The following is a 25,133-nucleotide window of genomic DNA, read 5'->3' on the forward strand; positions in this document are numbered from 1 at the left end:
AGACCTGGTCGACCGAGGTAGCCCGCCGCCCGCGCGCACTCGCCCGCGCATCACGCACGCGCTCGTACCTGCGTCCGCGCCCCGCCGTCGGCCATGATGGTCAGGTGCGAGCCCTCTCACCCGGCCCGACCGGCTGACCCGCCGTGCGCCGCGCCCTCCCGGTCCCGGCGGCGGCGGCCTTCGGGCTGCTGACCGACCTCGCCGGGCACCACCGGTGGATCCCGCTGACCCGCACGGACGCCCCGCCGGCCCCGCCCCGGCCGGGCGACCTGCTCACCGCGGTGACCGCCGGCGTGCTGCCCGACCGCATGGTGGTGACCGAGGTGCGCGCTCCCGCCGGTGACACGGCCGGGGTGCTGCGGGTCCGCAAGGAGGGGCCGCTGCTGCTCGGGCCCGTGACGATCGCCGTCGAACCGGCCGGCCATGACCGGTGCACGGTGCGGTGGACCGAGGAGGTGTGGCTGCGCGGACCGCTCCCCCGCCCGCTCACGCGGCTGCTGCTGGCGCCGACGCTGGAGGCCATGACCGCCGTCGCCCTGCGATGGGTGGCACGCCATCTGGACGAGCGCCGGGCCGGCTGAGCCTCTCGCTCACCCGCGGCGGGAGGACCCGCGGCCATCCAGCGGCGCGCCGTCCGCGAGACGCGCGCACCTCTAGGGACGCAGGTCCCATCCCTCGGAGTCCGCTTTGCGCCATGATGCCCGGTAAGGGCAGGGCACCCGCCCCGCCGGCCGAGAAAGGAACCCCATGACCATCGTGGTCGGATACACCAGCAGGCCCGAGGGCCGCGCGGCACTCGAGCGCGCGATCGTGGAGGCGAAGGCGCACGGCGGAGACCTCATGGTCCTCAACGTCTCCGAGGGCGACGGCACCCGCGACCCGGCGCTGGCGAGCGAGGACGAGCTCAACGAGGTCCGCGCGCAGCTGGACCGGGCGGGCGTCGAGGCCACGGTCCGCCAGCTGGTCCGGGGCAAGGACGCGGCCGAGGAGATCGCCGCCGTCGCCGACGAGGTGGAGGCCGACCTGGTGGTGATCGGGCTGCGCAAGCGCACGCCCGTCGGCAAGCTCGTGCTCGGCAGCAACTCCCAGCGGATCCTGCTGAACGTCGACGCGCCGGTCCTCGCCGTCAAGGCCTGACTCGCCCGGCCGGTCACTAGCCCGGGCAGGTCGAGTGCGGACACGCGCGGACGGGGCGGAGGGCCGGCAAGACGGACGGGCCGGTGGCAGGACCCGCAGGTCCCGCCACCGGCCCGGCGTCGGTCGTCAGCGGCTGGTGGCCAGCTCGGCGTCGCGGGAGCCCGCCGCGGGCTCGGCTGTCCCGTCCGCGGCGACGGTCTCCGCCGACGTCTCGTCCTCGTCGTCGTCGAAGATGTCCTCGGCGTCGGCCGAGCCGTACTGCTCGAGGTCGAGGATGCCCTCCCGCTTGGCGACGATCACCGGCACGAGCGCCTGACCGGCCACGTTGACCGCGGTGCGGCCCATGTCCAGGATCGGGTCGATCGCGAGCAGCAGGCCGACGCCCTCGAGCGGCAGGCCCAGCGTGGACAGCGTCAGGGTCAGCATGACGGTGGCACCGGTCAGGCCGGCGGTCGCGGCGGAGCCGACCACGGAGACGAAGGCGATGAGCACGTAGTCGGTCAGCGCCAGCTCGACGCCGAAGAACTGCGCGACGAAGATGGCGGCGATCGCCGGGTAGATCGCGGCGCAACCATCCATCTTGGTGGTCGAGCCGAGCGGAACGGCGAAGGAGGCGTAGCCGCGCGGCACACCGAGGTTGCGGTGCGTGACCCGCTCGGTCACGGGCAGGGTGCCGATCGAGGAGCGCGAGACGAAGGCCAGCTGGATGGCCGGCCAGGCGCCCCGGAAGTAGCTGAGCACCGACAGGCCGTGCGTCTTCAGCAGCACCGGGTAGACCACGAAGAGCACGAGCGCGAGGCCCACGTAGATCGCGATCGCGAAGGTGCCGAGACTGGTCAGCGAGCTCCAGCCGTACGTGGCGATGGCGCGGCCGATGAGGCCGAGGGTGCCCAGCGGGGCGAGGCGGATGATCCACCAGAGCACGGTCTGGATGATCTTGAGCAGCGACTTGTTGAAGGCAAGGAACGGCTCGGCCTTCTTGCCCGACTTCAGGGCTGCCACGCCGACGGCGAGCGCGATGATGATGATCTGCAGCACGTTGAAGCTCACACCGGTGCTCACGGCGCTGACCGCGCCGTCGGCGCCGGTCTCGATGGAGCTGGAGGCACCCAGGCCGAGGAAGTTCGTCGGGATCAGGCCCTGCAGGAAGTCGAGCCACGAGCCGGTGCGCCCGGGGGCGGCCGCGTCGTCGGCGGAGACGCCGGTGTTCGCCCCGGGCTGCAGGACCAGGCCCAGGCCGATGCCGATGCCGACGGCGACCAGCGCGGTGATCGCGAACCAGAGCAGGGTCTGCCCGGCGAGGCGGGCGCCGTTGGCGACGCCGCGCAGGTTCGCGATCGAGGCGACGATGGCGACGAAGACGAGCGGCGGGACGATCGCCTTGAGCAGGCTGACGAACGAGCTGCCGATCGTGCTCAGCGTGACGGTGAGCCAGTTCTCCTCGCCTGCGGGCGTCTTGCCCATGCTGAGCGCCGCCCAGCCGAGCACGACGCCGAGGGCGAGGCCGATGAGGATCTGGGTGCTGAAGGACGGCAGCCGCAGCCGACGGCGCGGTGCGCCGGACTGCTGGTCCGTCGCGACGGGGTTGGTGGACACAGTCGAACCTTTCGGTGTGGGCGTGCCAGGGCACGGTGCCCTGCAGACCTGCGGAAGTGACGCTGCGGGAGGGACGCAGCGGCATGGGGCCGCGCACGGCGGCAGAAGGTGCCGGGGCCCGGCAGAAGACGCCGGGAGCGGCGAGAGGTGCCGGGGGGTCCGGCGCCAGGAGGGTGCAGGCGCGTCAGCTCAGACGCGCGGGCTCGGGACCGCTAGAGGTTCAGCGACAACACGCCGTGGGCGCACACATCATGCTGGCCTGACGACGAAGGTCGACGGCGCGGCAGATGGTGAGGTTCCACGGGTTGAGCACGAGTACTCCTGGTGAGTGAGGTCCGCCGGTGGCGGATCTAGCAGCACCGTAGAGGAGGCCTGCCCGTTCCGGAAGCGGACGACGCAAAATGAGACGACGGTCACGGACCGTCCCGAGGGATGGGACGTTCGACGGCCCACGCCGCGGGACGGGGCGACCGGCGCTGCGGATGTCCCGGCCGCGGGGAACCGGCGGTGCCCGGGTCCGAACTCCTTCCGTTCCGCGCCGGAGCGGCATAGCGTCGGCAGCACCACCGTCGATCAGGGAGGATCCTCGTGCTCGACCACGCAGACGTGCCCGCCACCCCCGTGGCACGCCCCACCGTCCGGTCCACCACCACCACCACGGCACACGCCGCCGGCCCCGGTGCCGGCACAGGCGCCCGGCCCGCACACGCACTGCCCGTGCCGGCCGCCGGCAGTGTGCTGGCCCCGAACTACCACCCGCTCGACGTCGTGCTGACGACCGGCGACGGCTCGTGGGTCACCGACGTCCACGGCACCCGGTACCTGGACTGCCTCGCCGGGTACTCGGCCCTGAACTTCGGCCACCGGCACCCCGCGCTCGTCGCCGCCGCGAAGGCCCAGCTCGACGCGTTGACGCTGACCTCGCGCGCCTTCGACCACGACCTGCTCGAGCCGTTCGCACGGGCTGTCACCGAGCTGACCGGCACCGAGATGCTGCTGCCGATGAACACCGGCGCTGAGGCGGTGGAGACGGCGGTCAAGGCCGCCCGCAAGTGGGGCTACGACGTCAAGGGCGTCGCGCCGGGGCAGGCCACCATCGTGGTCGCGGAGGGCGCCTTCCACGGCCGCACCACCACGATCGTCTCGATGAGCACCGACCCGGAGACCCGCGACGGCTTCGGCCCGTACACCCCCGGCTTCCGGGTCGTGCCCTACGGCGACGCCGAGGCGGTCGCGGCCGCGATCGACGAGACGACGGTGGCGGTCCTGATCGAGCCGGTCCAGGGCGAGTCCGGAGTCATCATCCCGCCGACGGGCTACCTCCCGCGGCTGCGCGAGCTGTGCGACGACGCCGACGTGCTCCTCGTCCTCGACGAGATCCAGTCCGGGCTGGGCCGCACGGGAACCACGCTCGCCCAGGACCTGGCCGCGGTCCGCGCGGACCTGACGGCGCTGGGCAAGGCGCTCGGCGGCGGGATCCTGCCGGTCTCGGCGGTCGTCGGGCGCCGCGACGTGCTGGGCGTGCTGACGCCGGGCACCCACGGGTCCACGTTCGGCGGCAACCCGCTGGCCTGCGCGGTCGGCCTGGCGGTGGTGGACCTGCTCCGGCCGGGCGACCTCCAGGCCCGCGCCCGCGAGCTCGGCGGGCTGCTGACCGACCGGGTCGACGCACTGGTCGCCGAGGGGCTGCTGGCGGGCGCGCGGACCGTGGGGCTGTGGGCAGGACTCGACGTCGAGCCGGCACTCGGTCTGAACGGTCGCCGGACGTGCGAGCTGCTCGCAGCACGAGGCGTGCTCGCGAAGGACACCCACGGCTCGACGATCCGGCTCGCTCCGGCGCTGACGATCAGCGAGCCGGACCTCGCCCTCGCGCTGGACACCCTCACCGACGTGCTGCGCGAGGCTGCCCGGTAACGGCACGCACAACCCGGCTGTCCTCACCGGGGCGTGCGGCGCCCGGAATATTCGCTCGACCCGGCCCAACCTGTCCTGCCAGGCTGACGAGCATGAAGAAGCACTCCTGATCCCCGGCCGGCGCGGCCGCTCTCGAGCCGCGCGCCGGATGCGCGACCGCCTTCGACGCGGTGACGGCGCCGCCTCCCGCGGCGCTCACGGACGAGATCACCAGGGCCCGGCTCCGCTGCCGCACGCCCGCGCCCACCAGGAGAGAGCCCTCATGGAACCGTTGCTCCACGCCTTCACCCTCAACAGTCTCGGGAAGAACCCGGCCGACATCGCGGAGATGCCGCACCGTCCGATGACTGACCTGCGGCGGCGCAAGGGTCCGCAGCACCAGCCGAAGCCGCACCAGCCGCCGCCGCGTCGCCCGGCGGTCCCGCTGCGACAGCCCAAGCGGTAGGCCCCAGCGACCCACCCCACAGAGGGGCTCAGGACACCGACGGTCCTGGGCCCCTCGTCGTGCGTGCGGCGCGCGAGCGTTACCGCATCCCGGCAGAGAGCCACATGGGGAGTTCTCCCCATTCCCCTCCGCGCGCGTGCACGGTTGACTGTCGTTCGCAGGGGGGCGCAGGGGGCGCCCGGAGGCCAGGCCCCGCACGGTGGCCGGCCGAGGATGGGGCTCCGATGTCCGTCAGCGCACCACAGCTGGTGCGGGACGCATCGGAGCCCCTCCTGTCTCTACCTGCCCGGCTGGCACGTCGTCGACGTCCTCCGGCGTGAGCTCACGCCGGTGCCCGGACGACCGGGAGCCGACCCTCAGCGGTTCCAGGGAACGTCGACCGGGCTGAGACCCTCGTCGGCGGCGCGGGCGGGCACGACCATGACCGGCGAGACCGCGTGGTGCAGCACGGCCTGGCTGGTGGAGCCGAGCAGCAGGCCGGCGAAGCCGCCGCGACCGCGGGAGCCGACCACCACGAGCTCGACGGCGGTCGAGAACTCCGCCATGAGCGCGGCGGCGTTCCCGTCGAGGGCGTGCTGGCGCACCCGGATCTGACGGTCCCCGACGGCGGCCTGGACGGCCACGCCGAGACCCTCCCGCACATCGGCGAGCACCTCGTCACGGTCGACGGCGGCCGGCAGCCAGGCCATGGCACCGGCCCCGGTGGCGATCGGCACGGCGGCCACGGCCGTCAGCTCGGCGTCCCAGAGCGCGGCCTCGTCCACGGCACGGCGCAGCGCGATGCGCGCCGACTCCGAGCCGTCGACGCCGACGACGATGCGCCGGACCGGACTGAACTCCCGGCTGCTGCCGACCGGGACGACCACGGTGGGGCAGTGCGCGTGCGCGGGCAGCGCCGAGGAGACGGTGCCGAGCAGTCGGTCGGTGAAGCCGCCGCCGCCGCGGGTACCGACAACCACCATCGAGGCCTCCCGGGAGAGGTCGACGAGGACGCCGGCGGGGTCGCCGGTCTCCAGGGCCGAGGTGACCACGAGCCCGGAGCCGGTGGTGCGGGCGACCGCCTCGTCGACCACGGCCTGGGCGCCCTGCTGGATGGCGGTGTCGTCCATCGCGGCGTACCCGCCGTCGAGGGAGGCCGCGGTGAAGGAGGGCAGCGCGTAGGCGCACACCACGTGCAGGCGCCAGCCGGAGCGCCTGGCCTCGGCGATCGCCCAGTCCACGGCGGCCATGCTCGACTCGGACCCGTCGACGCCGACGACCACGACCTTCTCGTGGGCCATGATGTCGCCCCCTTCTCTTGGTGCTGCGTTGACCTCATTGTGTCGCTTCTTGAACCCTACCGGTGGTCGTCGGCACGCACAGAGGTGTCATCCGCACGAGTCAGGGAAGGTTCCGGACGGGATCGGCCCCGCCCCGAACAGGACCCCGGTGGCGGCCGGCGGCCCGGTCCGACGAGGAGGGGAGACGACCCGAAGACGCAGAACGGCGGCCCGCCCCTCGTGTGGAGGGACGGGCCGCCGTCGACGTGCAGGTGGGTGTCAGGCCACCCGGATGTACACGGCGTCCGCACGGTAGATCGGGGACTCGTGCAGCGGGGTGCTGGGGTTGCGCGCCGCGATGTGGTTGCCGCCGCCGGTGTAGATGCCGACGTGGCCGGGCCACCACACGAGGTCGCCGGGGCGGGCCTCGGCCGCGGAGACCTGCACTCCGGCGCCGGCCTGGGCGGCGGAGGAGCGCGGCAGGGAGATGCCCACCTGGGCGAAGACGTAGGAGGTGAAGCCGGAGCAGTCGAAGCCGGCCGGCGTCGTGCCGCCCCAGACGTAGGGGGTGCCGACGTACTGGCGGGCGATGTTGACGATCGCCGAGGCGGAGGCGGACTGCGCCGGGGCGGGCGCCGGTGCCGGGGCCTCGGCCGCGGCGATCTCGGCGCGCTCGCCGGAGCGGGAGGCGGTCTCGGTGACCCGGGGCGCCTGGACGACGGGCGCGGGCTCCGGCTCGGGCTCCGGGGCGGGGGTGGCCTCGGCGGTGGCGACCGCGTCGACCGACCAGGTGACGTCCGTCGGGACGGTGACGCTCGGGGTGGTGACCATCGCGGTCAGCGCCTCGGACGTGAGCGAGGTGACGTCGACCTGCGGCAGCGCGGTCGTCGTGCCCTCGGGTGCGGCGGACGCGGTGGTGGCCGCCATCGTCAGCACCAGGCCCGAGGACGCCACGGTCAGCAGACCACGACGGGCCGTGGGGCCGGACACGAGGGAGGTCAGCGGGGTGGAGGGACGGCGCGCCGCGCGGTGGCGGGCCCCGGTCGTGGTCGTGCTTGTCAAGACGTGTACCTCTCCTGGCTGCCTACGGAGTGAGCTGTCGGGTTCGGGCGGGAGAACGCCCGGTGCCACCAGCGAGCTGGCCGCACTTCACCCCAAGGCTCCTTCCGGAGCCGCGAACACGTGGGTCCCCCGTCCCTGCCACTGGACTCAGACGGACCCCGGGCGGCGGCAGGGTTCGGCGTCCCGCCCGGAGACCTCACGAAGGAGGGTTCGTGAAGCGGTCGAAACACTACCCAGGTCGGATACGAGATGTCACGTTCGGATAACACGGCGTGTCGGTTCTCACGCGGCGAGCACCTGCTGCGGCTCCCCAAGGACCTTCCATGATGCGGCCAAAGCCGCAGGTCACAGGGTCACGAACAGGTGCCGGCTGATCTCCTCCGGCACCTCGAGATCGATCTCCGAGCCGGGCGTGTGCAAGGTGACGAGGTCCACCTCAGGTCGTAGACGTAGCTGGATGCGCACACCGGGCCGCAGGCCGGCCTCGGCCATCCGACCGAGCAGCTCGACGTCGACCTGGAGCGGCTCGCCGATACGGGCCAGCACGACCTCCGGGGTGGCGGCCGGGCCGTCGGGGCCGTCCGGGGCAGCACCTGGTCCGCCCGCGGGCTGGAGCTCGGCGACGACGTCGGCCAGCGAACGCACCTCCGGACCCGGCGGCGCCGGGGTGACGTCGCCGAGCAGCTCCAGGCCGGGGATCGGGTTGCCGTAGGGGTCGACGTGCGGGTGGTCCAGCAGCTCGAGCAGACGGCGCTCGACCCGCTCGCTCATCACGTGCTCCCAGCGGCACGCCTCCTCGTGGACGTGCGGCCAGTCCAGGCCGACGACGTCGGTGAGCAGCCGCTCGGCCAGCCGGTGCTTGCGCATGACGTCGGTCGCCCGGGCACGGCCCACCTCGGTGAGCTCGAGCTGGCGGTTGCCGGTGAGCACGAGCAGGCCGTCGCGCTCCATGCGGGCGACGGTCTGGGAGACGGTCGGGCCGGAGTGACCCAGCCGCTCGGCGATGCGGGCGCGCAGCGGGATCACGCCCTCCTCCTCGAGCTCGTAGACCGTCTTGAGGTACATCTCCGTCGTATCGATGAGGTCGCTCACGCGCATTCCGCTCCTTGCAGGTCCGGTGGAGCCGCCGGAGCGGTCCGGTCCGAAAAACCGACGAGATCCCAGGATACGGAGGATCGCCCGTCGCGGGCCACGACTGCCGCCTTCCGACACCCTCGCGGGGGCGCGTCGCCACCCTCGCGGGGGCGCGTCGCCGTCCCTGCACCGCGGGCAGATTTCGTCCGTGTCGGCCCCGGCGCCTATCCTCCGCGTGATGCCCACCACACCCCAGCCGTCCGGCGTGCCCGCGGAGGAGATCTTCGCCGTCGACGACGCTGGCCGCCCCTGCTACCGGGGCAGACCCGTCACCGACCTCGTAGGCGTGCCCTTCGAGCAGGTGTGGGGCCTGCTGGTCGACGGCGCGGGAGAGCCCGGCCTGCCGCCCGCGGAGCCGTTCCACCTGCCCGCACGCACCGGCGACACCCGGGTGGACGTCCTCTCGGCCCTCGCCCAGCTCACCCCGGCCTGGTCGTTCCGGCCGCTGAGCGAGATCAGCGCCGGTCAGGCGCGCGACAACCTCGCCCGCGCCTCGGCGCTCGCCCTGAGCTTCGTCGCCCAGTCAGCCCGTGGGCAGGACGTGCCGGCCGTCCCCCAGCGCGAGGTCGACCTCGCGACCACGATCACCGAGCGCTTCCTGGTGCGGTGGCGCGGCGAGGCGGACCCGGTCGCCGTGGCCGCCCTGGACACGTACTGGCTGGCGATGGCGGAGAACGGCCTCACGCCCTCCACCCGCACGGCGCGGCTCGCGGCGTCCGCGGGGGCCGACGCCGCCTCGTGCTTGGCCGCCGCCGTCGCCGTCGGCGGTGCTCCCTTCCTCGGCGGCGCCGTCGCCCGCGGCCTCGCCCTCGTGGAGGACGCCGCGAGCACGGGCGACGCCGCGGCGGTGGTGCGCCGGCACCTCGCCGCGCACCGCACGCTCCCCGGTTTCGGCGACGAGCTCGTCCCGACCGACGTGCGGCTGCGGATGCTCCGGGAGGCCTGCGAGCGCCTGGACGCCCGGCACCTCGAGGCGGCGACCGCCGTCGCGGCCGCCGGGCAGGACGCGCTCGCCGAGGCCGGCCACGCGGTGGCCGACACCCGGCCCAACTCGATGTTCTGGGGCGCGGTCCTCCTCGACCACATCGGGGTCGGCGCCCCGCTGCTCAGCGCGATGTACCTGTGCGGGCGCACGGCGGGGTGGTCGGCGCACGTGCTGCAGGTCCAGGCGTCGCTGGACGACTGACCGGTCACGGCCGCGCCGCCCCTGCGTCCGGGGCCTCGTCCTCCGTACGCTTGCCCTCCGTACGCTCGGCATCACCGGCTGGAAGAGGTGAGGTCAGTGGAGACCTGGGACCCCGGTGCGTCCGGGCTGCTGAGACTCCCGTCGGGCCGGCTCGTCCGGGGCCGCGGCCTGCGCCGCCCGCTCCCGCCGGGGCTCGAGCCCGAGTTCGGTCTGTACCTGCTCGGGAGGCGCCCGCCGGCCGTCGGCTGGGACTCGCGCTGGCTCCGATGGCCGGACTTCGGTCTGCCGCTGGACCGGACGGACGCCGTCGACGCCCTGCACGAGACGTGGGCGCGCGCCGCGGGGCAGCGCGTGGAAGTGGCCTGCGGCGGCGGCCGCGGCCGCACCGGCACGGCGTTGGCCTGCCTCACGGTGCTCGACGGCCTGGCGGCCGAGGAAGCCGTCGCCTACGTGCGCGAGCGCTACGACCCGCGAGCGGTGGAGACGCCGTGGCAGCGGCGCTTCGTCCGCCGGTTCCCGCCCCGTTGAGGCGGGAACGCCCGGGCCTCGACCTCAGTCGACGAGGCCGGCGAGGACCGAGGCGGTGCCGGACAGGCCGAGGCGCGTCGCACCGGCCGCGATCATCTCCAGGGCGTCCTCGGTGGTGCGGATCCCGCCGGAGGCCTTGACGCCGAGACGCCCGCCGACGGTCCGCGCCATGAGCCCGACTGCGTGCGCGGACGCGCCGCCGGCCGGGTGGAAGCCGGTGGAGGTCTTGACGAAGTCGGCGCCGGCGGCCTCGGCGGCCCGGCACACCGCCACGATCTGCTCGTCCGTCAGGGCGGCGGACTCGATGATGACCTTGAGGACCGTCGGGGCCGGCACGGCCGCGCGCACGGCGGCGATCTCGGCCCGCACCTCGTCGTGGCGGTCGGTGGTGGCGAGCGCCAGGTTGACGACCATGTCGATCTCGTCGGCGCCGTCGGCCACGGCGCGCGCCGCCTCGGCGGCCTTGACGTCGGCGTGGTGCGCGCCGGACGGGAAACCGCAGACTGTGGCGACCTTGACGGAGCCCGTGTCGCCGAGCGGCAGCATGCTCGGCGAGACGCAGACGGAGTAGGCGCCGAGACGCTGGGCCTCGGCGACCAGCGCGGCGACGTCCGCGGCGGTCGCGGCGGGCCTGAGCAGGGTGTGGTCGACGATGCTCGCGACGGCGACGGTGGAGACCGGGCCGGCCAGGGTGCGCTCGGCGGCCTCGGTGACGTGCTGGGGGGTCATGCGTCCTACCTTCGGATCCGCTCGGGATCTCTCGTCCGGGGTGTCCGCCGGCGCGCGTGCGCGCGGCGTCCTGATCGGTGACGGGCTCGGCGTCCGGGTCGGCGACCCCAGGTGGGTCCCGACCGGGCCGGACCAGCGCGGCGGAGTGGTCCTGCCGGCGCTTCGCCTGTTCCCTCATCGTAATGAGCACCGGTGCCGCGGGGCACGGGCCCACGTGCACGGACGGTGTGCTCTTGGACACCTGGGCGCAGCACGTTGGCTGCGTCAGCCGTTGCCCCGCCCGCCGCCGTTGCCCTGCTGCTGACCGTGGCCGGAGTTCCCGGGCGGGTCGCCGTCGGGTCCCTGACCACCATGGTTGCCGCCACCCTGGCCGTTGCCGGTGGCACCGGGGCTCTCGGGGCCTGGCGGCGGCGGCGCGACCTCCGCGGGCCCGACCTCCGAGGTGCCGGTCGTGCCCGCCGGAACACCGGCGCCCGCGTCGTCGGTGAGGACCTGCTCGCCGTCGGGGTCGACCGGCTCCGGCGCGGGCGTGGGCTCAGGCGCCACGGGGGACGGCTTCTCGACCTCGACGAGGGTCGCCTTCAGCGGTGTGCCAACGAGCGGGTCGAGCGTCACGGCGGCGGCACCGACGAGCAGCACGGCGACGACGGCGGCCATGCTCGCCCACAGCGCACGGCGCGGCCGGCCGCGATCCGCCTCGCCCGCCGCCCCGTCGTCGGCGGACCGGGTCACGGCGACAGGCGACGGCGCCGTCAGCGACGCGAGGAGCGCGGTCTCCGGCGACGACGTCCCCGCCGGCGGGTCCGGCAGGGCGGCCGGGCCGTCAGACGGCATCGCGCCCAGGGCAGCCGTGGACCCGAGCAAGGTCGCCATGCTGCCGCTGCCGGCACGGGTCGCCGCTCCGGGCGCGGCGTCGGGCTCCGCACTCGCCATCGCGGCCGTCGTCGCCGGCTCGCCCGCGACCACGTGCTCCGCCGTGGCGGGCGGGTCCGCACTCCCGGCGGAGCCCATCGAGCCGTTCGCCTCCGCGGCGGCGATCGCGGCGCCGACCCTGCCGGCGAGTCCGGGGTCCGGGACGGCGGCGACCACCGGCTCTCCCCCGGTCTCCTCCACCAGACGGTCGAGGACGTCACGCGCCGCCCGCGCCGACGGGCGGGTGTGGGGGTCCTTCGCCAGCAGCTCGTCGACCAGGTCGACGAGCTCGCGCGGGACGCCGGGGCTCAGGTCGTCCAGGCGCGGGGCGTCCCGGAAGGCGTGGTGCTGCAGCAGCACGATCGGCGGCTCTCCGGTGAACGGGGCGCGCCCAGCGACGAGGGTCGTCAGCAGGCAGCCGAAGGAGTACATGTCCGAGGCCGAGGAGACCGGCTCGCCGCGCGCCTGCTCCGGCGACATGTACTCCGCGGTCCCGAACGTGGTGCCGGGCACTGTCAGCGTGCCGACCGCGTGGTGCTCGACGGCGGCGATCCCGAAGTCGAGCACCGTGACGTCGGCTCCGTCGACGACGATGTTCGCCGGCTTGATGTCGCGGTGCACGATCCCCGCGCCGTGGGCGGCGTCGAGAGCTCCGGCGATGCGTGCCGCGACGTGCAGCGCCAGGCCCAGCTGCAGGGGTCCCTCCCGCAGGATCACCGCGAGGTCGCGCCCGGTGAGGAGCTCCATGACGAGGTACCCGGTATCCCCGTCGACCCCGGCGTCGTAGACGGTGACGATGTCCGGGTGCTCGAGCGCGGCCGTGGCCACGGCCTCACGGCGCAACCGGTCGCCGGTCGTGGGGTCCGTCGTCGCGGCCAGGTTGACGGTCTTGACGGCGACGTCGCGGCCGAGGACCCGGTCGCGCGCCCGCCAGACCTCGGCCATGCCACCCTGGCCGAGGGCAGGCCCGAGCTCGTAGCGATCGGCGAGCAGACTGTTCACGTCCCCGATTCTCGGCGAGGACGGCGGACGCGGCATCCCGGGGCGGACGGCACCGGCCCGCAACTGCGACGACAGCGCACCGCTGGGGTGTCCGGCCGGTGCGGTGCGCGACAGCTCGTTCCGGCCGGCCGGTGGGAACGGCTAGGGCGTCGGCGCGGACCCCGCCGGGTCGGTCGTCACGTCGCCATCGCTCCACTCGTCCTCGCCTGCCGGGGCATCGGGGTCGGCGGCGGCGGCCTGCTTGGGGGTCGGGTAGGTGGGACCGGCGCTCTCGGCGTAGTCCTTCTCGGCGGCGTCCGCCTCTTGCTTCGCCTCGGCGGCGAGCTCGCCGGCGCTCGGCTCCGGATCGGTCACGTCGACCACCTCCTCACGGTCGGACCACCGTGCCCACGTGCGGAGCGGCTGTCAACAGGTGGCGACGAGGCGCGCCCGCCCGGCGCCGAGTCCCGCTCGGCGCCGGTCATCCGGCCGCGGCGACGTCTGCCGTGCCGAGCACCTCACCGGCGGCGTCGAGCGCCTCGATGCGCAGGTCCGCCCGCCCGCCCGGCACGGCGATCTCGGTCTCGAACCCGGCGCGCTCCGCCGCCGCCACCTCTGTCCCCGAGGCGTCGACCACGCGCCAGGCGGCGACCTCGGTCGCACCGTTCCAGCTCGCGTGCACGCTCGCACCGTCGCCGGCCAGCACGGCCGCCGGGTCGGTGGTCGGCCGACCGACCCACTGCACCCGGGGTGCGCGGTAGGAGGTGATGTCCAGGCTGTCATCGATCCGGGCGTCGAGGAGCACGTCGCCGTCGGCGTCGAAGAGGGTCCAGCGCGGCAGGCTCCCCCAGCCGATCTGGGCGTTGCCGCCGGGGAGCTCGGTGTAGCTGGCCTGGCTCTCGGCGAAGAGCTCCTCGGGATGGATCACCTCGCGCACGAGCTCGGCCGTCATCGCGTCGGTGTCCAGCTCGAGTGCGATACCGCGGCTCACCTCGCGGGTGGTGCCGCCGCAGGTGCCGCCGTTGTCGAGCAGGGTCAGGGCACCGTCGGCCACCCGGCGCACGTCGTGCTGCTTGAGGAAGGTCGTGCCCTCACCCATCGCGAAGTCGGACTCGCGCCCGCCCAGGCGCCACTCGACCGACCCCGTCTCGCGGTCCAGCGAGTACGCCGCGCAGGTGTGCCGCGCGGAGACCAGCAGGTCGCCGTCGTCGTCGACGTCGATGGAGTTGGCGTGGAAGTAGTCGTACGGGCCGCCCTCCATCTCCAGGTACGACTCGGCGAGACCCACCTGCCCGACGCTGTGCCACTCGAACAGCAGAGCACCGGTGGCGACGTCGACCTCCTGGATGATGTTGTCGACGACCTGGCCGTACGCCGGCCCGCCGATGTCGGACAGGTCCATCCGGACCGGCTCGTAGGCCATCAGCAGGGCTGTGCCGTCCTCGGTGAGCAGCACCTCGTGCGCGTCCGAGTCGTAGCCGACCATGTCGAAGCGGGCGATCTCGGTGTAGGTCTGGTCCATCACGACGGCCTCCCCGTACCCGTACCCGGTGGCCTGGAGCCCCTCCCACCACGTCAGCACCGGCTCGCCCCGGTAGGTCTGGACCTGCACGTCCCGGGCGTCGACGCCGGTCAGCGGGAGGAACCAGACGGGCTCGCCGGCGTCGTCGACGAGCATCGGGCCCTTCTGGCCGAACCCGTTCTTGACACCGACGGCGGTCAGCCCCGGCGAGGCGTCCGTCGCGGCGGCGTCGACGTCGCCCGACGGCGGCGCCGTCGTCCCGGCCTCGGGTCCGGTGACCTCCACGAGCGGTGGCTCGAGCGCCGGTTCGGACACGAGCTGGTGGACCAGGTCGAGCGGCACCTCCTCCTCGCCCGCGTCCGGCACGGCCCGCGTGACCGGCGGCGCCTCGAGGCGCGGGCGGTCGCCGAGCTCGGCGACCCGCAGCGTGTACGTCCCGCCGTCGGTGCCGCGCACGGCGAGACCGGTGCTGACGGTGACCTCCTCGCCCTCGTCGAACGGCTCGTCGGGCACGAAGCTCACGCCGCCGCCGTCGGGGTGGGTGAGCACAGAGCCGGGATGCTCGCCGGAGTCGGCCCCGACGACGGAGAGGTCGCCGAGGTCGTCCGCCCCGCGGAAGCTCAGCTGCGCCCCGGGCACGATCGTCACCGTGCCGGGCGCGGGGAAGGCCGTCACGTCCCCCGACGCCGGATCGACGGGGGCCGCGAGGGGTGGCTCGGCGGGCGCCGTGCGGGTGAGCTGGCCGAACCCGAGGAGCGCCGCGCCGAGCAGCAGCACGCCCGCCCCGGCGACGACGCCACGCCGCGTCCGCCGGCTCACCGGCCTGGTCGCCTCAGCCATCGCTCCACCTCGTCCGCCGAACAGGTCCGGGACCAGTGTGGTCGAGCGGGCGCCATCCGGCTCGGCCAGCCGGCCGCAGGCCCCGTGCCCGGCGACCACCGCCGCGGCCGGGCCGGCTCGACGGCCCGGCCGGGTCCGAGACGAGGCGCGGCACGGGTGGTCGCGGGCTCGTCGTCGTCATCCCCGTGCGAGCTCGACCGCGCACGCCGGTGCCGCCGTGGCTACCCTCGCGAGGATGGAGGTCCGCCGATGATGGCCGTGTCGGCCGTGGTCGGCGCCCTTCTGCTCGTCCTGCTCGCGGCGGACGTGCTGATGACCGCGCTGTCGGCGAGCGAGGGCACCGGTCCGATCAGCGGTGCGCTGCTGCGCGGCACGTGGTGGATCCTGCTCCGGCAGAGCCATCGCCGGGAGGGCCGCTGGTTGCGGCTGACCGGCCCGCTCCTCCTGGTCATGGCGCTGGTGACCTGGGTGCTGCTGCTCTGGGGCGGCTGGACGCTGGTGTTCCTCTCCGGCGACGCGGTGCGCAGCTCCGGCACCGGCGCGGACGCCACGGTGTGGCAGGTCGCCTACTACGCCGGGTTCTCCGTCATGACCCTCGGCGTCGGGGACTTCACCGCCACCGGCGACGGGTGGCGGTTGCTCACGGTGGTCGCCTCCTTCAGCGGGCTGTTCGTCATGACGCTGTCCATCACCTATCTGCTGTCGGTGCTCTCGGCGGTGGTGAACCGCAACGCGCTCGCCCTGCAGATCTCCGCGCTCGGGCAGCAGCCGGCCGACATCCTCACGGCCGGGTGGGACGGCACCCGCTTCACCTCCACGTTCCTCCAGCAGATCGCGGACCTGGGTGCGCCGCTGGCCGTCGTCGCCGAGCAGCACCTCGCCTACCCGGTGCTCGTCGCGTTCCACAGCGGCCACCGCGACACCGCGCTGCCCGTCGCGACCGCCGCGCTCGACGACGCCATGCTCCTGCTGCTGGACGCGGTGGACGAGCAGGCCCGCCCCGGGGACGTCCCCCGCGGCCTACGGGTGATCATCGACCGCATGCTGAGCACCTCGGCCGCCACCGAGGTGCACGGCGGCTCCGAGGTGCCCGGCGCGCCCGCGCTCCAGCCGCTGCGCGAGGCGGGCATCCCGCTGCGTGCCGAGCGCACGATCGACGAGGCGGTGGCGCGCAGCGCCGACCGGCGGCGCAGGCTGCGCGAGATGGTCGAGGGCTCCGGCTGGTCCTGGGAACGTCCCTGACAGCTGGACGACGGCGCAGCGTCGCGGCTGCTGGTGGGATGATCGCGCCCATGGAGACCGTTCCCATCCCCACCGACCTGCTGCCCGCGGACGGGCGCTTCGGCTGCGGGCCGTCCAAGGTCCGGCCGGCCCAGGCGGACATGGTCGCCGCCCTGGGCTCGACGCTGCTGGGCACGTCGCACCGGCAGGCACCGGTCCGCGCACTGGTGGGTCGCGTCCGCGAGGGCCTGGCCGCTCTGCTCGGCGCACCGGACGGGTACGAGGTCGTCCTCGGGAACGGCGGCTCCACGGCGTTCTGGGACGCGGCGACCTTCTCCCTGGTGCGCGAGCGCGCCCAGCACGCCGACTTCGGCGAGTTCGGCCACAAGTTCGCCACCGCCACCGACCGCGCGCCGTTCCTGGGCGCCTCGGACATCCGCACCGCAGGGCCCGGCGAGCTCGCGGTGTGCACACCGGCCGACGGCATCGACGTCTACGCGTACCCGCACAACGAGACCTCCACCGGCGTCGTCTCCCCCGTCACCCGGATCGCCGGCGACGGCGCCCTCACCGTCGTCGACGCCACCTCCGTCGCGGGCGGCACCACCGTCGACGTCGCCCAGACGGACGTGTACTACTTCGCCCCGCAGAAGTCGTTCGCGGCCGACGGCGGACTCTGGCTGGCCCTCGTCTCGCCCGCGGCGGTGGCCCGGATCGAGGAGGTCACCGCAGGCCGGTGGGTGCCGGACTTCCTCAACCTCCGGCTCGCGGTGGAGAACTCCCGCAAGGACCAGACTCTCAACACCCCCGCGGTCGCCACCCTCGTGATGCTCGCCGAGCAGGTGGACTGGCTGAACGAGAACGGCGGGCTCGGGTGGGCGGCCAGCCGGACGGCCGACTCGGCGCGCACGCTCTACGGGTGGGCGGAGGCCAGCGACGTCGCGACGCCGTTCGTCACGGACCCGGCCCATCGCTCCCCGGTGGTCGGCACGATCGACTTCGACGCGTCGGTGGACGCCAAGGAGCTCGCGGCCCAGCTGCGCGCCAACGGCATCGTCGACACCGAGCCCTATCGCAAGCTCGGCCGCAACCAGCTGCGGGTGGGCATGTTCCCCGCGGTCGACCCGGCCGACGTCGCGGCGCTGACCGCCTGCATCGACCATGTGGTGGAGCACATGGCCCGAACCCACGGCTGACACCCGCCGCACGCACGCGAGCGCGACGGCCGACTCACCGCCACGCACGCGCGGCACGAGCGCGCGAGAATGGATGGATGGCGCGCCCGACGACGGAGACCTCCATCAAGCCGCTCACGACGGCGACCTGGCCGGACCTGAAGGACCTCTTCGCCCGCCCCGGCGACCAGTCGCGCTGCGGGTGCATGTGGTTCCGGCTGACCCCCAAGGAGTTCACCGCCACACGTGCCGCCGAGCTCCGCGAGACCTTCTCCGAACGGGCCGGGACCGCCCCCTCGCCGGGGCTGATCGCCTACGACGACGGCACGCCCGTGGGCTGGGTGGCTGTCGCACCACGCCTCGAGCACCCCCGGCTCCGACGCTCGACGGTGGTCGTCTACGACGACGCCGTGCCGGACTGCTGGTCGGTCTCGTGCTTCTACATCCGCCCCGGGCACCGCGGGCGGGGGCTCTCGACGGCGCTGCTCGCGGCCGCCGTGGACCACGCGGCTGCTCACGGCGCCGCGCACGTCGAGGGCTATCCGGTCGAGCCCTCCGGCCGCGCGTCCTCCAGCTCGATGTTCCACGGCTCGTTCAGCCTGTTCCGGCGGGCCGGCTTCACCAAGGTGGGCCGCCGCCAGGGCCGCCCGACGGTCCGGCTCACGCTGGCATCCCTCAGCGGGTGACCTGTGCACGGCAGCGTCGCGGAGGCCCAGTCGGTCCCTGACGTCGGCGGCCGGCTCCGCGCGCTGTCACCGGCAGCCGTAGGCGGTCATCCCGGCCCACCTGTGGATCTTCGCGGGCTCGCGGGTCCAGAGGTCGAGCTGGGCCTGCCGGTGCGCCTGCAGCGGTGACGCGCCCGCCCGGCGGTGTCGGTGCCAGGCGACGACGAAGGCCCGGGTCGCGACGTCGTGCGCCTTGGGGACCGACACCAGCAGGAACCGCGCACCCGCCTCGAGGAAGGACGCCGTCAGGCCGAGGGCGTCGTCGCCCGCCAGGGCCAGGTCACCGACGCGCTGCGGACGCCAGCCGGTGGAGCAGGCGCTGAGCACGACCTCCGGGTACGCGCACCGCCGCCGGACGACCTCGGCCGCGTCCAGGGTGGCGCCCGTGAGCACCAGGCCGGCGGCGAGCGGGTTGTCGACGTCGATCTCCGCGTGGCAGGCCACGTGCAGCACGGCGCCGTCCGCACCGGGCCGGCCGAGCAGGGCCAGCAGCGCCTCCTGGGTTGCGGCGGCCCCCGTGACGGGTCCGACGAGCACCGCGCCGGGGTACAGGGCGGCGACGTCGGCGAGCTCCGGCCCGACCTGGGGCAGCGGCGGGTACACCTCCGCCACCGTCGTGTAGTCCGGGTCGCCCAGCAGGGCGACGGCGGGCGCAGCGGGCGGTACGTCGTCCAGCATCGTCAGCGCCGCGAGGTTCGGGAGCACGCCCACGGCGGTGCGCTCGAACAGGCGCTGACCGTCCAGGGTCAGCGCGGCCCAGGGCAGCATGTGCAGGTCCCCGTGCGGGACCACCACGAGAGCGTCGGCCGCGACGGCGGCCTGGGCGAGCTCTGCCGGCACGAGGTCGGCGAGGCCGATCCCGCAGGCGCCGGACAGGTCGTGCAGGCGCGGGTCGAACTCGACGGCGTGCAGGTTGGTCACGTAGGCGGCCACCGCCTCGGCGACGGGCTCGGTGAGGGTAGTCGCCGCGGCCCGGGGCTCGCCGTCGCCGAGCAGTGCGGCGACGATGCGGTTCGCGCGCCGGTGCAGCACCAGGGCGCGGCGGCCGGTGGCGGCGAGCCGGCTGCCGGTGGCGGCGGCATCGACCGCGGGGGGCTCGGAGATCGTTCGCCAGCGCGGGTCGTGCACGCGGATCCGTTCCAGGACGGCTGCCCGCTCGACGAGGAGTGCGTCGTGCTCGCGGGCCAGGTCCGGGTCCGCCGGTCCGCTGGCCATGGCGTAGGCGACGGCGTCGATCCGACGGGAGAGGTCGTCGAAGAGTTCAGCGACTTCGTCGGCCCGTTCCCCGCCCGCCCGCGCGCCGGGACCGTCCGGGCCGCCCGGGCGGGCGAGGACGGCGGCGAGCGCCCGGGACTTCCCGAGCTCGATGAAGCGGACCGCTGCGGCCGCGTCACCGACGGCGAGGGCGTGGTCGATCGCGGCGTCGAGCATCGGGAGCTTGTCGCGCAGGAACGTGGTGTCGAGCGTGTAGCCGAGCGGCGCGGCGCGCAGCGTGTCGGCGGCCGCGGCCGCGGCGGTGTAGGCCTCGAGGGCCTCGGTGCCGAGTCCCAGGGCTGCCAGGGCATCGGCCCGGCGCCAGTGCAGCTTCCAGGCGAGCTCGAGGTCGGGATGGAGCTCCTGCTCGGCCAGACCGGACTCGGCCCGGGCGAGGGCCTCCGCCGGACGGAGGCGGGCGAGCTCGAGGTCGGCCTGGTACATCCGCAGGGACCCGCGCCGCGGTCGGAGCAGTCCGTCGTCGAACGCGGGGGCGACCGCGCCCAGGAGCCGCTCGGCGCGGACGAGGTCGCCGCTGGCGAGGGCGATGACCGCGAGGTGGAAGTCGACGGCCGCGGGCACGAGGTCCTCGACGTACTCCCGGACGTCCTCGTAGAGCCGCTCCGCCTCGTCGTACCGGCCGAGGTGGCGGTGCTGGTGGGCCTGGCTGTGCCGGATCTCGTAGTACAGCCGGCGCCGCGCGAGCGCGTCCGGTCCCGCGGTCGACGGCTCGCCACGCCCGGCGGCCGCCTGCTGCGCCTCGATCGCGGCGGCCACGTCGGCCGGCGAGGGTGGGCCGGCTGCGAGGTCGTCCGCCGCCAGGGTCTGCGCGGCGTCGAGTGTCTCCAACGACCGGTCGTGGGCGCCGAGCCACGAGTACACGTCGGCGAGCTGGACGAGGGTCTGGGCGGCGTCCAGCCGTCGGCCGGCCTCGCGGTAGGTGTGGTGCACCGCGTCGAGGCGCACGAGTGCGTCGTGGAAGCTTCCCTCGGTAGCGGCGCGCATCGCCCGGCCGCGCTCGACACCGGCCCGCGCGACCGGGCCCAGGTGTGCGACGACGAGCCGGTCGGCCTCGGCACGCAGCTCCTCGGCCGCGGCCCGGTCGCCGGCGGCCGCGCGGTGGTCGGCGTAGATCTCGAGCTGCTGCACGAGGGCCAGCGCGGCGAGCTCGACGTCCACCACGCCCGGGCTGGTCTCCTCGAGGGCGAGCACTTTCTCCAGGTAGCGCCGGCCGAGCGAGAGGTAGGCCTCGAACGCGGCGTCGTCCGGGTGCTCGGCGAGCCGCTGGAGCGCACCGTTCATCGCCCTCTGGACGTCGAGGAGGTCCCGGAGCGCGCCCGTCCGACCGGTCTCCTCCACACGGCCTCCCTCGCTCGACGAGTCGAAGTGTGGCACCCGGGCCGCCCGCCTGGTCCCGAAACGTGCCGCACCCCTCGTCGTGCCGGCCTTGGTCCCGACGCCGCCGCACCGCCGGACCCCAAGTACACGTTCGACACCTTCACGACCACCGCGGTGACCCGTGGACGTGCCGTGCGGCGCCGACCGAGCTCGGCGCCATCTCCAGGGCGGTGTGTCCTACCGAGCGGCCGAGGCGGCCGCGATGACGGCCGGGACGTCCAGCAGGCCCGCTCCCGTGGCATTCGCGCCCCAGGTGATCGTCGTCGTGGTGCCGGTCGGGTCGAGAACGTCGCGCGAGCCTGGCTGGAGCGGGATCGCCGTCGCCTCGAGGAGCTGCTCCGCCGCAGTCTGGTCGAGCCCGGGGCTCGCCTCGAGCATGAGCGCCACGGTCCCGGCGACGTGCGGGGCAGCCATCGAGGTGCCGCCCAGGAAGTAGTAGCCCAGCTGCGCGTTCGTCTGCATCGGCCCGACGATCCACGAGCCCGGCGCGGCGACGTCGAGATCCTGGTCCTCGAGGGCGCGGGAGGAGAACGCGGTGATGTAGGCCGCACCGGCCGCCTCCGCCGCGGTGGCGTGCTCCGGTACGTCGCTGCCGTTCCACCAGCTCGGGCCGCCGGCCCACTCCCCCGTCCAGCCGTTCGCCGCCACCGAGATGACCGGTGCGTAGGCACCCGGGTACCCCATCCCGGCCTCGCCGGAGTTGCCGGCGGCCGCGACGACGATGATGCCGTTGGCGATGGCGCGGTCGACGGCGGCCTTCTCCATCGCGTCCAGGGCGGGGCCGCCGAGGGACATGTTGATGACCACCGGGGAGTCACCGAGGACGCCGTCGACCTTGAGGTCGGTGACGTAGTCGATGCCTGCGGCGATCACCGACGACCAGCCGGAGCCGTTCTGGTTCAGCACCTTCACCGGGATGACGGTCGCCTCGGGCGCGACGCCGCCGACCGGGACGCCGTCGAGGTTGTACCCGAGGATCGTGCTGGTCACGTGCGTGCCGTGGCCGTTGACGTCCTGGGACCACTTGTTGGGCTGGGTGGAGACGCTGCCCCGCTCACCCCCGCCACCACCGAAGGAGATCCCGAGGTCGGCGGCGATGCGGTCCTCGCCGAAGTAGTGCCGCCAGCTGGAGTGCAGGCCGGTGTCGAGGACCGCGACGTAGACGTCCTCGCCGGTCTGCTCCACCGAGCGCGCACCGAGGCTGAGCGGGGTGTCGTAGACGCCGATCTGGTCCGTGTTCCAGGTTCCGAGGCCGCTGGTGGTGTCCGTGAACGGTGAGCTCGGGACGGGCTTGCCGACGCGCTGCGCGTCCGGGGTGGCCGCCTCGACGAATGGCAGGGCACGCAGGGCCGGCAGGTCTGAGCTGCGGACCTTCATGGTGAGCGCGTCGATGTCCGGGTACTGCGAGTTGATCCGGCCGAGGTCGTCGAGCTGCGCCACCAGGGCCGGGGTGATGTCGGTGCTGAGGACCACGTTGACCCCGACCTGTGGCCCGCCGGCCGCGGATGCGGCGGGGACGAGCGCCAGGGAGGCGGCGGCGAGCGTGGCAAGACCGGTCAGTGCACGGCGCATTCGGCAGTCCTTCGGTGGTGCGGCCCGCCCTGCAGCGTTGCGGCGGGGGCCGTCGGAGTGATGGCGTGCTGGAGCCTATCGATGCCGGCCGGTCACGACCGCTCGCCATGCCGCCGACCGTGATGCTGACCGTGATGCCGACGCGGTGCGACGCGGGCACGGCATGCGGAGAGGACGGCGCGCGCTGGGCGCGCCATCCTCTCCTGTCCGGCTACGGGGTGTCCACCGACACTGTCAGCGGTCTGCTCGCCGTTGTGCCCGCGTGGTTGGTGAGCTCGACGACGTACTCGTACGTGCCCGCGGTCCGGCCGGTGACGTCGACCGCGACCCGCTGGGCCGACGGGCTGGCGGCCGCCAGATCCCCCTCGGCGATCGGCACACCGTTCTCGAGCAGTCGGTACGCGGTCGCGTTCGTGCCCCACCACAGGTCGGCGGTGACGGTGTAGCTGCCGTCCTTGTCGCGGTTGTCGTGGCTGAGCACCGGCACGGCCGGTGCCGCGTCGGTGACCTCGACAGTGACCGACCTGGTCGCCGTCGTGCCCTGGGCGTTGGTCAGCTCGCCGGTGTAGGTGTAGGTCCCGTCGACGCGTCCGGTCACCGGTATCCGGAGCGACTGCGCCGCCGGGGTGGCCAGCTCGAGGGTCTCCGCCGCGATGAGCTCACCGTTCTCGTAGAGCGTGAAGACGCTCCCGTTGGTTCCCCACCACAGGTCCACGAGGACCTCGAAGTTCCCGTCGTGCAGGCCGGTGGCCCAGCCGCTGGTGGTTCGCAGGACGGCTTGGCCGGGTGCTGACGTCTCGTCGTCGTCAGGAACCTCCGGCACGACGACGGCATCGTCGCACGCCGCCTGCTCGGCAGCGGTGGGCGTCCAGCGGAACCAGGCGAAGCCCGCCTCGATCTCCGGTGCGGCCGTGGCCCCGCGCATCGCGAAGGGTCCGATCCCGACCGGCTGCAGGGCTTCGAGGTCGACCGTCCGGCCCCACGGCTCGAACGTCTCGCCGTCGAAGGACACGGCGGCGCTGACATCGGCGCCGTCGCTGGCAAGCCGCAGCCAGAACGTCTCCCCCAGCTCGGGGCCGGGGGCGATGCTGTCGAAGCCGGTGTTCCGGTCCGAGCCGTTCTGGCGCCAGATGTACTCCATCCGCAGGCCCTGCGAGCCGTGCACCAGGTCGAGCTTGGCGTAGTTGGCGTCGTCGGCGTACAGCAGCAGACCGGCCTGCTGATACCTCTCCGTCGGATCCACGGCGACCTCGGTCGTGACCTCCCACGGCCCCTCCGGAACCTCTTGCAGCAGCAACGGGGCACCGTTGACGCCGGAGCGATACGTCGGCAGGACGAGGGAGCCGTCGCGCAGCTCGTGCCGGCTCGCGTCCTGACGCACCCCGGCGTCCCAGAGGTCATCGTCGAGCGTGTCGCCGTCGAACTCCTCCGACGCCACGCCGCTGCACTGCTCACGGAGGGGGTCCGTGTCCGGCTGCGGCTCGGGCGGGCGGACCGCGTCCGGGTCGAGCTTGGCGTACGCGATGGTGGCACCGAGCCGGTCACCGGCCTCGTAGAAGAGATAGGTGCCGGTGTCGTCCGTCACGATCTCGGGCGCGGCGGTGCGGCCAACGTCCTCGCCCACCCCGCTCGCCTCGTGCAGGGTCAGCGTCGGGCCCGTCTCGGTGAGGGTCTCGTCGACCGTCCGGGCATGGATCTTTCCCGACGACGCGTGGTAGATCACGAAGAGCTGTCCGTCCCACTCCCACAGGTTCGCGCTCGAGACGTTCTGCCCCTCCTCCGCGCCGGGGACGACGAGCGGTTCGGCCCGCACGTCCCACTCACGTGCGTCGACCGACTCCGCCACCCGGATACGGCGGATGTTCTGCGGTGTGTTGTCCATGTAGAACATCGCGTACCGGTACGCCGAGTTTGGGTCCGGGTGCTCGAAGACCCGGGCGTACGACGTCTCGGACGTGCCGGGTCCGCCGTCCGCGTTGGTGACCGCCTCACCGCCGTACTCGAAGGTCACGCCGTCGTCCGAGGTGGCGACGCGGGTGGTGCTGTTCTCCCCGTGGAAGTACAGGAAGAGCTGGTCCTCCTCCGGGTGCCAGAACGGCTCCGGGGTCGACACGTGGGAGACCGTGTCGTAGTGCGGCAGCCAGGTGTTGGAGATGACCGGGCTCCCGGAGTGCTCGGTCCAGGGGCCGTCGAGCGAGTCGGAGTACATGAGCACGATGCCGCCGGGCGCGTCGTGCGGAGCGAGGTAGAGGTACCACTCGGCGAGCGGGTCCTCCAGGTGCTCGCCGGCGTGGAACACGCCCGGGAAGATGTACTCGTCCGTGGGGTTGTACTCCATCTGCTCCTTGTCGGTGATGATCCCGCGGAACTCGAACACCGGCAGGTCGGACTGGTCCACCGGACCGTCGGTGGTGGCCGTCGCGACCCCTCCGACGCCGAGGAACAGAGCGCACAGCAGCACGATCGGGAGAAGCGCACGACGTCGTCGTGGTCGTTGCATGGTGACCTCCTTCTGGCCCGCACCGTCGCGGACCGGCCTCATA

Annotated in this window: 20 protein-coding genes and 1 riboswitch; of the genes, 9 read left to right on the plus strand and 11 right to left on the minus strand. The window is 74.0% G+C overall.

Annotated elements, in window-relative coordinates; genetic code table 11:
* Window positions 1–143: 143 nt before the first annotated feature.
* Window positions 144–581, plus strand: coding sequence for an SRPBCC family protein (locus GD748_RS00995; protein ID WP_152193344.1), 438 nt, complete (start codon window positions 144–146; stop codon window positions 579–581).
* A 166-nt stretch (window positions 582–747) separates the two neighbouring features.
* Complete coding sequence (locus GD748_RS01000; protein ID WP_152193345.1) at window positions 748–1,137, plus strand: universal stress protein; 390 nt, start codon at window positions 748–750, stop codon at window positions 1,135–1,137.
* A 126-nt stretch (window positions 1,138–1,263) separates the two neighbouring features.
* Here the strand turns inward: GD748_RS01000 and GD748_RS01005 are convergent, their stop codons facing one another.
* On the minus strand, window positions 1,264–2,733 hold the full coding sequence (locus GD748_RS01005) for a dicarboxylate/amino acid:cation symporter (RefSeq protein ID WP_152193346.1): 1,470 nt from the start codon (window positions 2,731–2,733) through the stop codon (window positions 1,264–1,266).
* Window positions 2,734–3,444: 711 nt separating this feature from the next.
* On the opposite strand from GD748_RS01005, the gene rocD reads away from it, so the two are divergent.
* Complete coding sequence (gene rocD / locus GD748_RS01010; RefSeq protein ID WP_152194314.1) at window positions 3,445–4,647, plus strand: ornithine--oxo-acid transaminase; 1,203 nt, start codon at window positions 3,445–3,447, stop codon at window positions 4,645–4,647.
* A gap of 262 nt (window positions 4,648–4,909) precedes the next feature.
* On the plus strand, window positions 4,910–5,092 hold the full coding sequence (locus tag GD748_RS01015; protein ID WP_152193347.1) for a hypothetical protein: 183 nt from the start codon (window positions 4,910–4,912) through the stop codon (window positions 5,090–5,092).
* Window positions 5,093–5,448: 356 nt separating this feature from the next.
* Here GD748_RS01015 and GD748_RS01020 read toward each other — a convergent pair whose 3' ends face one another.
* The 3 genes from GD748_RS01020 to GD748_RS01030 form a co-directional block, all read right to left on the minus strand.
* Window positions 5,449–6,372 carry a universal stress protein gene (locus GD748_RS01020; protein ID WP_152193348.1) on the minus strand — a complete coding sequence of 308 codons (924 nt, stop codon included), beginning with the start codon at window positions 6,370–6,372 and terminating at the stop codon, window positions 5,449–5,451.
* A gap of 258 nt (window positions 6,373–6,630) precedes the next feature.
* Entirely contained in the window at window positions 6,631–7,413 is a 783-nt protein-coding gene (locus GD748_RS01025; RefSeq protein WP_152193349.1) for a C40 family peptidase, read from the minus strand.
* A 4-nt stretch (window positions 7,414–7,417) separates the two neighbouring features.
* Window positions 7,418–7,576, minus strand: a riboswitch (cyclic di-AMP (ydaO/yuaA leader).
* A 182-nt stretch (window positions 7,577–7,758) separates the two neighbouring features.
* The gene (locus tag GD748_RS01030; protein ID WP_152193350.1) at window positions 7,759–8,505 is read right to left on the minus strand and encodes a metal-dependent transcriptional regulator; all 747 of its coding nucleotides are present in this window, start codon (window positions 8,503–8,505) and stop codon (window positions 7,759–7,761) included.
* A 220-nt stretch (window positions 8,506–8,725) separates the two neighbouring features.
* On the opposite strand from GD748_RS01030, the gene GD748_RS01035 reads away from it, so the two are divergent.
* Window positions 8,726–9,733: a citrate/2-methylcitrate synthase gene (locus GD748_RS01035; RefSeq protein WP_193312756.1), complete on the plus strand. Its 1,008-nt coding sequence runs from the start codon at window positions 8,726–8,728 to the stop codon at window positions 9,731–9,733.
* Window positions 9,734–9,829: 96 nt separating this feature from the next.
* Entirely contained in the window at window positions 9,830–10,261 is a 432-nt protein-coding gene (locus GD748_RS01040; RefSeq protein WP_152193352.1) for a protein-tyrosine phosphatase family protein, read from the plus strand.
* Window positions 10,262–10,285: 24 nt separating this feature from the next.
* On the opposite strand, the gene deoC is transcribed toward GD748_RS01040, so the two are convergent.
* The 4 genes from deoC to GD748_RS01060 all read right to left on the minus strand — a co-directional run bounded on the left by deoC (window position 10,286) and on the right by GD748_RS01060 (window position 15,245).
* The gene (gene deoC / locus GD748_RS01045) at window positions 10,286–10,990 is read right to left on the minus strand and encodes a deoxyribose-phosphate aldolase (protein ID WP_152193353.1); all 705 of its coding nucleotides are present in this window, start codon (window positions 10,988–10,990) and stop codon (window positions 10,286–10,288) included.
* Between the two features lie 264 nt (window positions 10,991–11,254).
* Complete coding sequence (locus GD748_RS01050; protein WP_193312757.1) at window positions 11,255–12,904, minus strand: serine/threonine-protein kinase; 1,650 nt, start codon at window positions 12,902–12,904, stop codon at window positions 11,255–11,257.
* Between the two features lie 141 nt (window positions 12,905–13,045).
* Window positions 13,046–13,258 (minus strand): hypothetical protein, encoded by a 213-nt coding sequence (locus GD748_RS01055; RefSeq protein WP_152193355.1) that lies wholly within the window; start codon window positions 13,256–13,258, stop codon window positions 13,046–13,048.
* A 106-nt stretch (window positions 13,259–13,364) separates the two neighbouring features.
* Window positions 13,365–15,245, minus strand: coding sequence for an arylsulfotransferase family protein (locus GD748_RS01060; protein WP_152193356.1), 1,881 nt, complete (start codon window positions 15,243–15,245; stop codon window positions 13,365–13,367).
* Between the two features lie 249 nt (window positions 15,246–15,494).
* Here GD748_RS01060 and GD748_RS01065 point away from each other — a divergent pair, with 249 nt between their 5' ends.
* The 3 genes from GD748_RS01065 (at window position 15,495) to GD748_RS01075 (ending at window position 18,327) form a co-directional block, all read left to right on the plus strand.
* Entirely contained in the window at window positions 15,495–16,487 is a 993-nt protein-coding gene (locus tag GD748_RS01065) for a potassium channel family protein (RefSeq protein WP_152193357.1), read from the plus strand.
* A gap of 50 nt (window positions 16,488–16,537) precedes the next feature.
* Window positions 16,538–17,662 carry a phosphoserine transaminase gene (gene serC, locus GD748_RS01070; protein ID WP_226920618.1) on the plus strand — a complete coding sequence of 375 codons (1,125 nt, stop codon included), beginning with the start codon at window positions 16,538–16,540 and terminating at the stop codon, window positions 17,660–17,662.
* 77 nt (window positions 17,663–17,739) lie between these two features.
* Window positions 17,740–18,327 (plus strand): GNAT family N-acetyltransferase, encoded by a 588-nt coding sequence (locus GD748_RS01075; protein ID WP_152193359.1) that lies wholly within the window; start codon window positions 17,740–17,742, stop codon window positions 18,325–18,327.
* Between the two features lie 66 nt (window positions 18,328–18,393).
* On the opposite strand, the gene GD748_RS01080 is transcribed toward GD748_RS01075, so the two are convergent.
* From GD748_RS01080 to GD748_RS19355, 3 genes are all read right to left on the minus strand, one after another.
* On the minus strand, window positions 18,394–20,979 hold the full coding sequence (locus GD748_RS01080) for a CHAT domain-containing protein (RefSeq protein ID WP_152193360.1): 2,586 nt from the start codon (window positions 20,977–20,979) through the stop codon (window positions 18,394–18,396).
* A gap of 216 nt (window positions 20,980–21,195) precedes the next feature.
* Complete coding sequence (locus GD748_RS01085) at window positions 21,196–22,590, minus strand: S8 family peptidase (RefSeq protein ID WP_152193361.1); 1,395 nt, start codon at window positions 22,588–22,590, stop codon at window positions 21,196–21,198.
* Between the two features lie 211 nt (window positions 22,591–22,801).
* Entirely contained in the window at window positions 22,802–25,090 is a 2,289-nt protein-coding gene (locus tag GD748_RS19355) for a DUF1349 domain-containing protein (RefSeq protein WP_193312758.1), read from the minus strand.
* Between the last annotated feature and the right edge of the window lie 43 nt (window positions 25,091–25,133).

The sequence above is a fragment of the Georgenia subflava genome, assembly GCF_009193155.1.
Lineage (GTDB): Bacteria > Actinomycetota > Actinomycetes > Actinomycetales > Actinomycetaceae > Georgenia > Georgenia subflava.

Excerpts from the sequence above, each read along its gene's own strand:
- GD748_RS01015 (WP_152193347.1), top strand. The coding sequence starts at position 4,910 with ATGGAACCGTTGCTCCACGCCTTCACCCTCAACAGTCTCGGGAAGAAC.
- GD748_RS01000 (WP_152193345.1), top strand. The coding sequence starts at position 748 with ATGACCATCGTGGTCGGATACACCAGCAGGCCCGAGGGCCGCGCGGCA.
- GD748_RS01035 (WP_193312756.1), top strand. The coding sequence starts at position 8,726 with ATGCCCACCACACCCCAGCCGTCCGGCGTGCCCGCGGAGGAGATCTTC.
- GD748_RS01085 (WP_152193361.1), bottom strand. The coding sequence starts at position 22,590 with ATGCGCCGTGCACTGACCGGTCTTGCCACGCTCGCCGCCGCCTCCCTG.
- GD748_RS01060 (WP_152193356.1), bottom strand. The coding sequence starts at position 15,245 with ATGGCTGAGGCGACCAGGCCGGTGAGCCGGCGGACGCGGCGTGGCGTC.
- GD748_RS19355 (WP_193312758.1), bottom strand. The coding sequence starts at position 25,090 with ATGCAACGACCACGACGACGTCGTGCGCTTCTCCCGATCGTGCTGCTG.
- serC (WP_226920618.1), top strand. The coding sequence starts at position 16,538 with ATGGAGACCGTTCCCATCCCCACCGACCTGCTGCCCGCGGACGGGCGC.
- GD748_RS01075 (WP_152193359.1), top strand. The coding sequence starts at position 17,740 with ATGGCGCGCCCGACGACGGAGACCTCCATCAAGCCGCTCACGACGGCG.
- deoC (WP_152193353.1), bottom strand. The coding sequence starts at position 10,990 with ATGACCCCCCAGCACGTCACCGAGGCCGCCGAGCGCACCCTGGCCGGC.
- GD748_RS01065 (WP_152193357.1), top strand. The coding sequence starts at position 15,495 with ATGATGGCCGTGTCGGCCGTGGTCGGCGCCCTTCTGCTCGTCCTGCTC.
- GD748_RS01020 (WP_152193348.1), bottom strand. The coding sequence starts at position 6,372 with ATGGCCCACGAGAAGGTCGTGGTCGTCGGCGTCGACGGGTCCGAGTCG.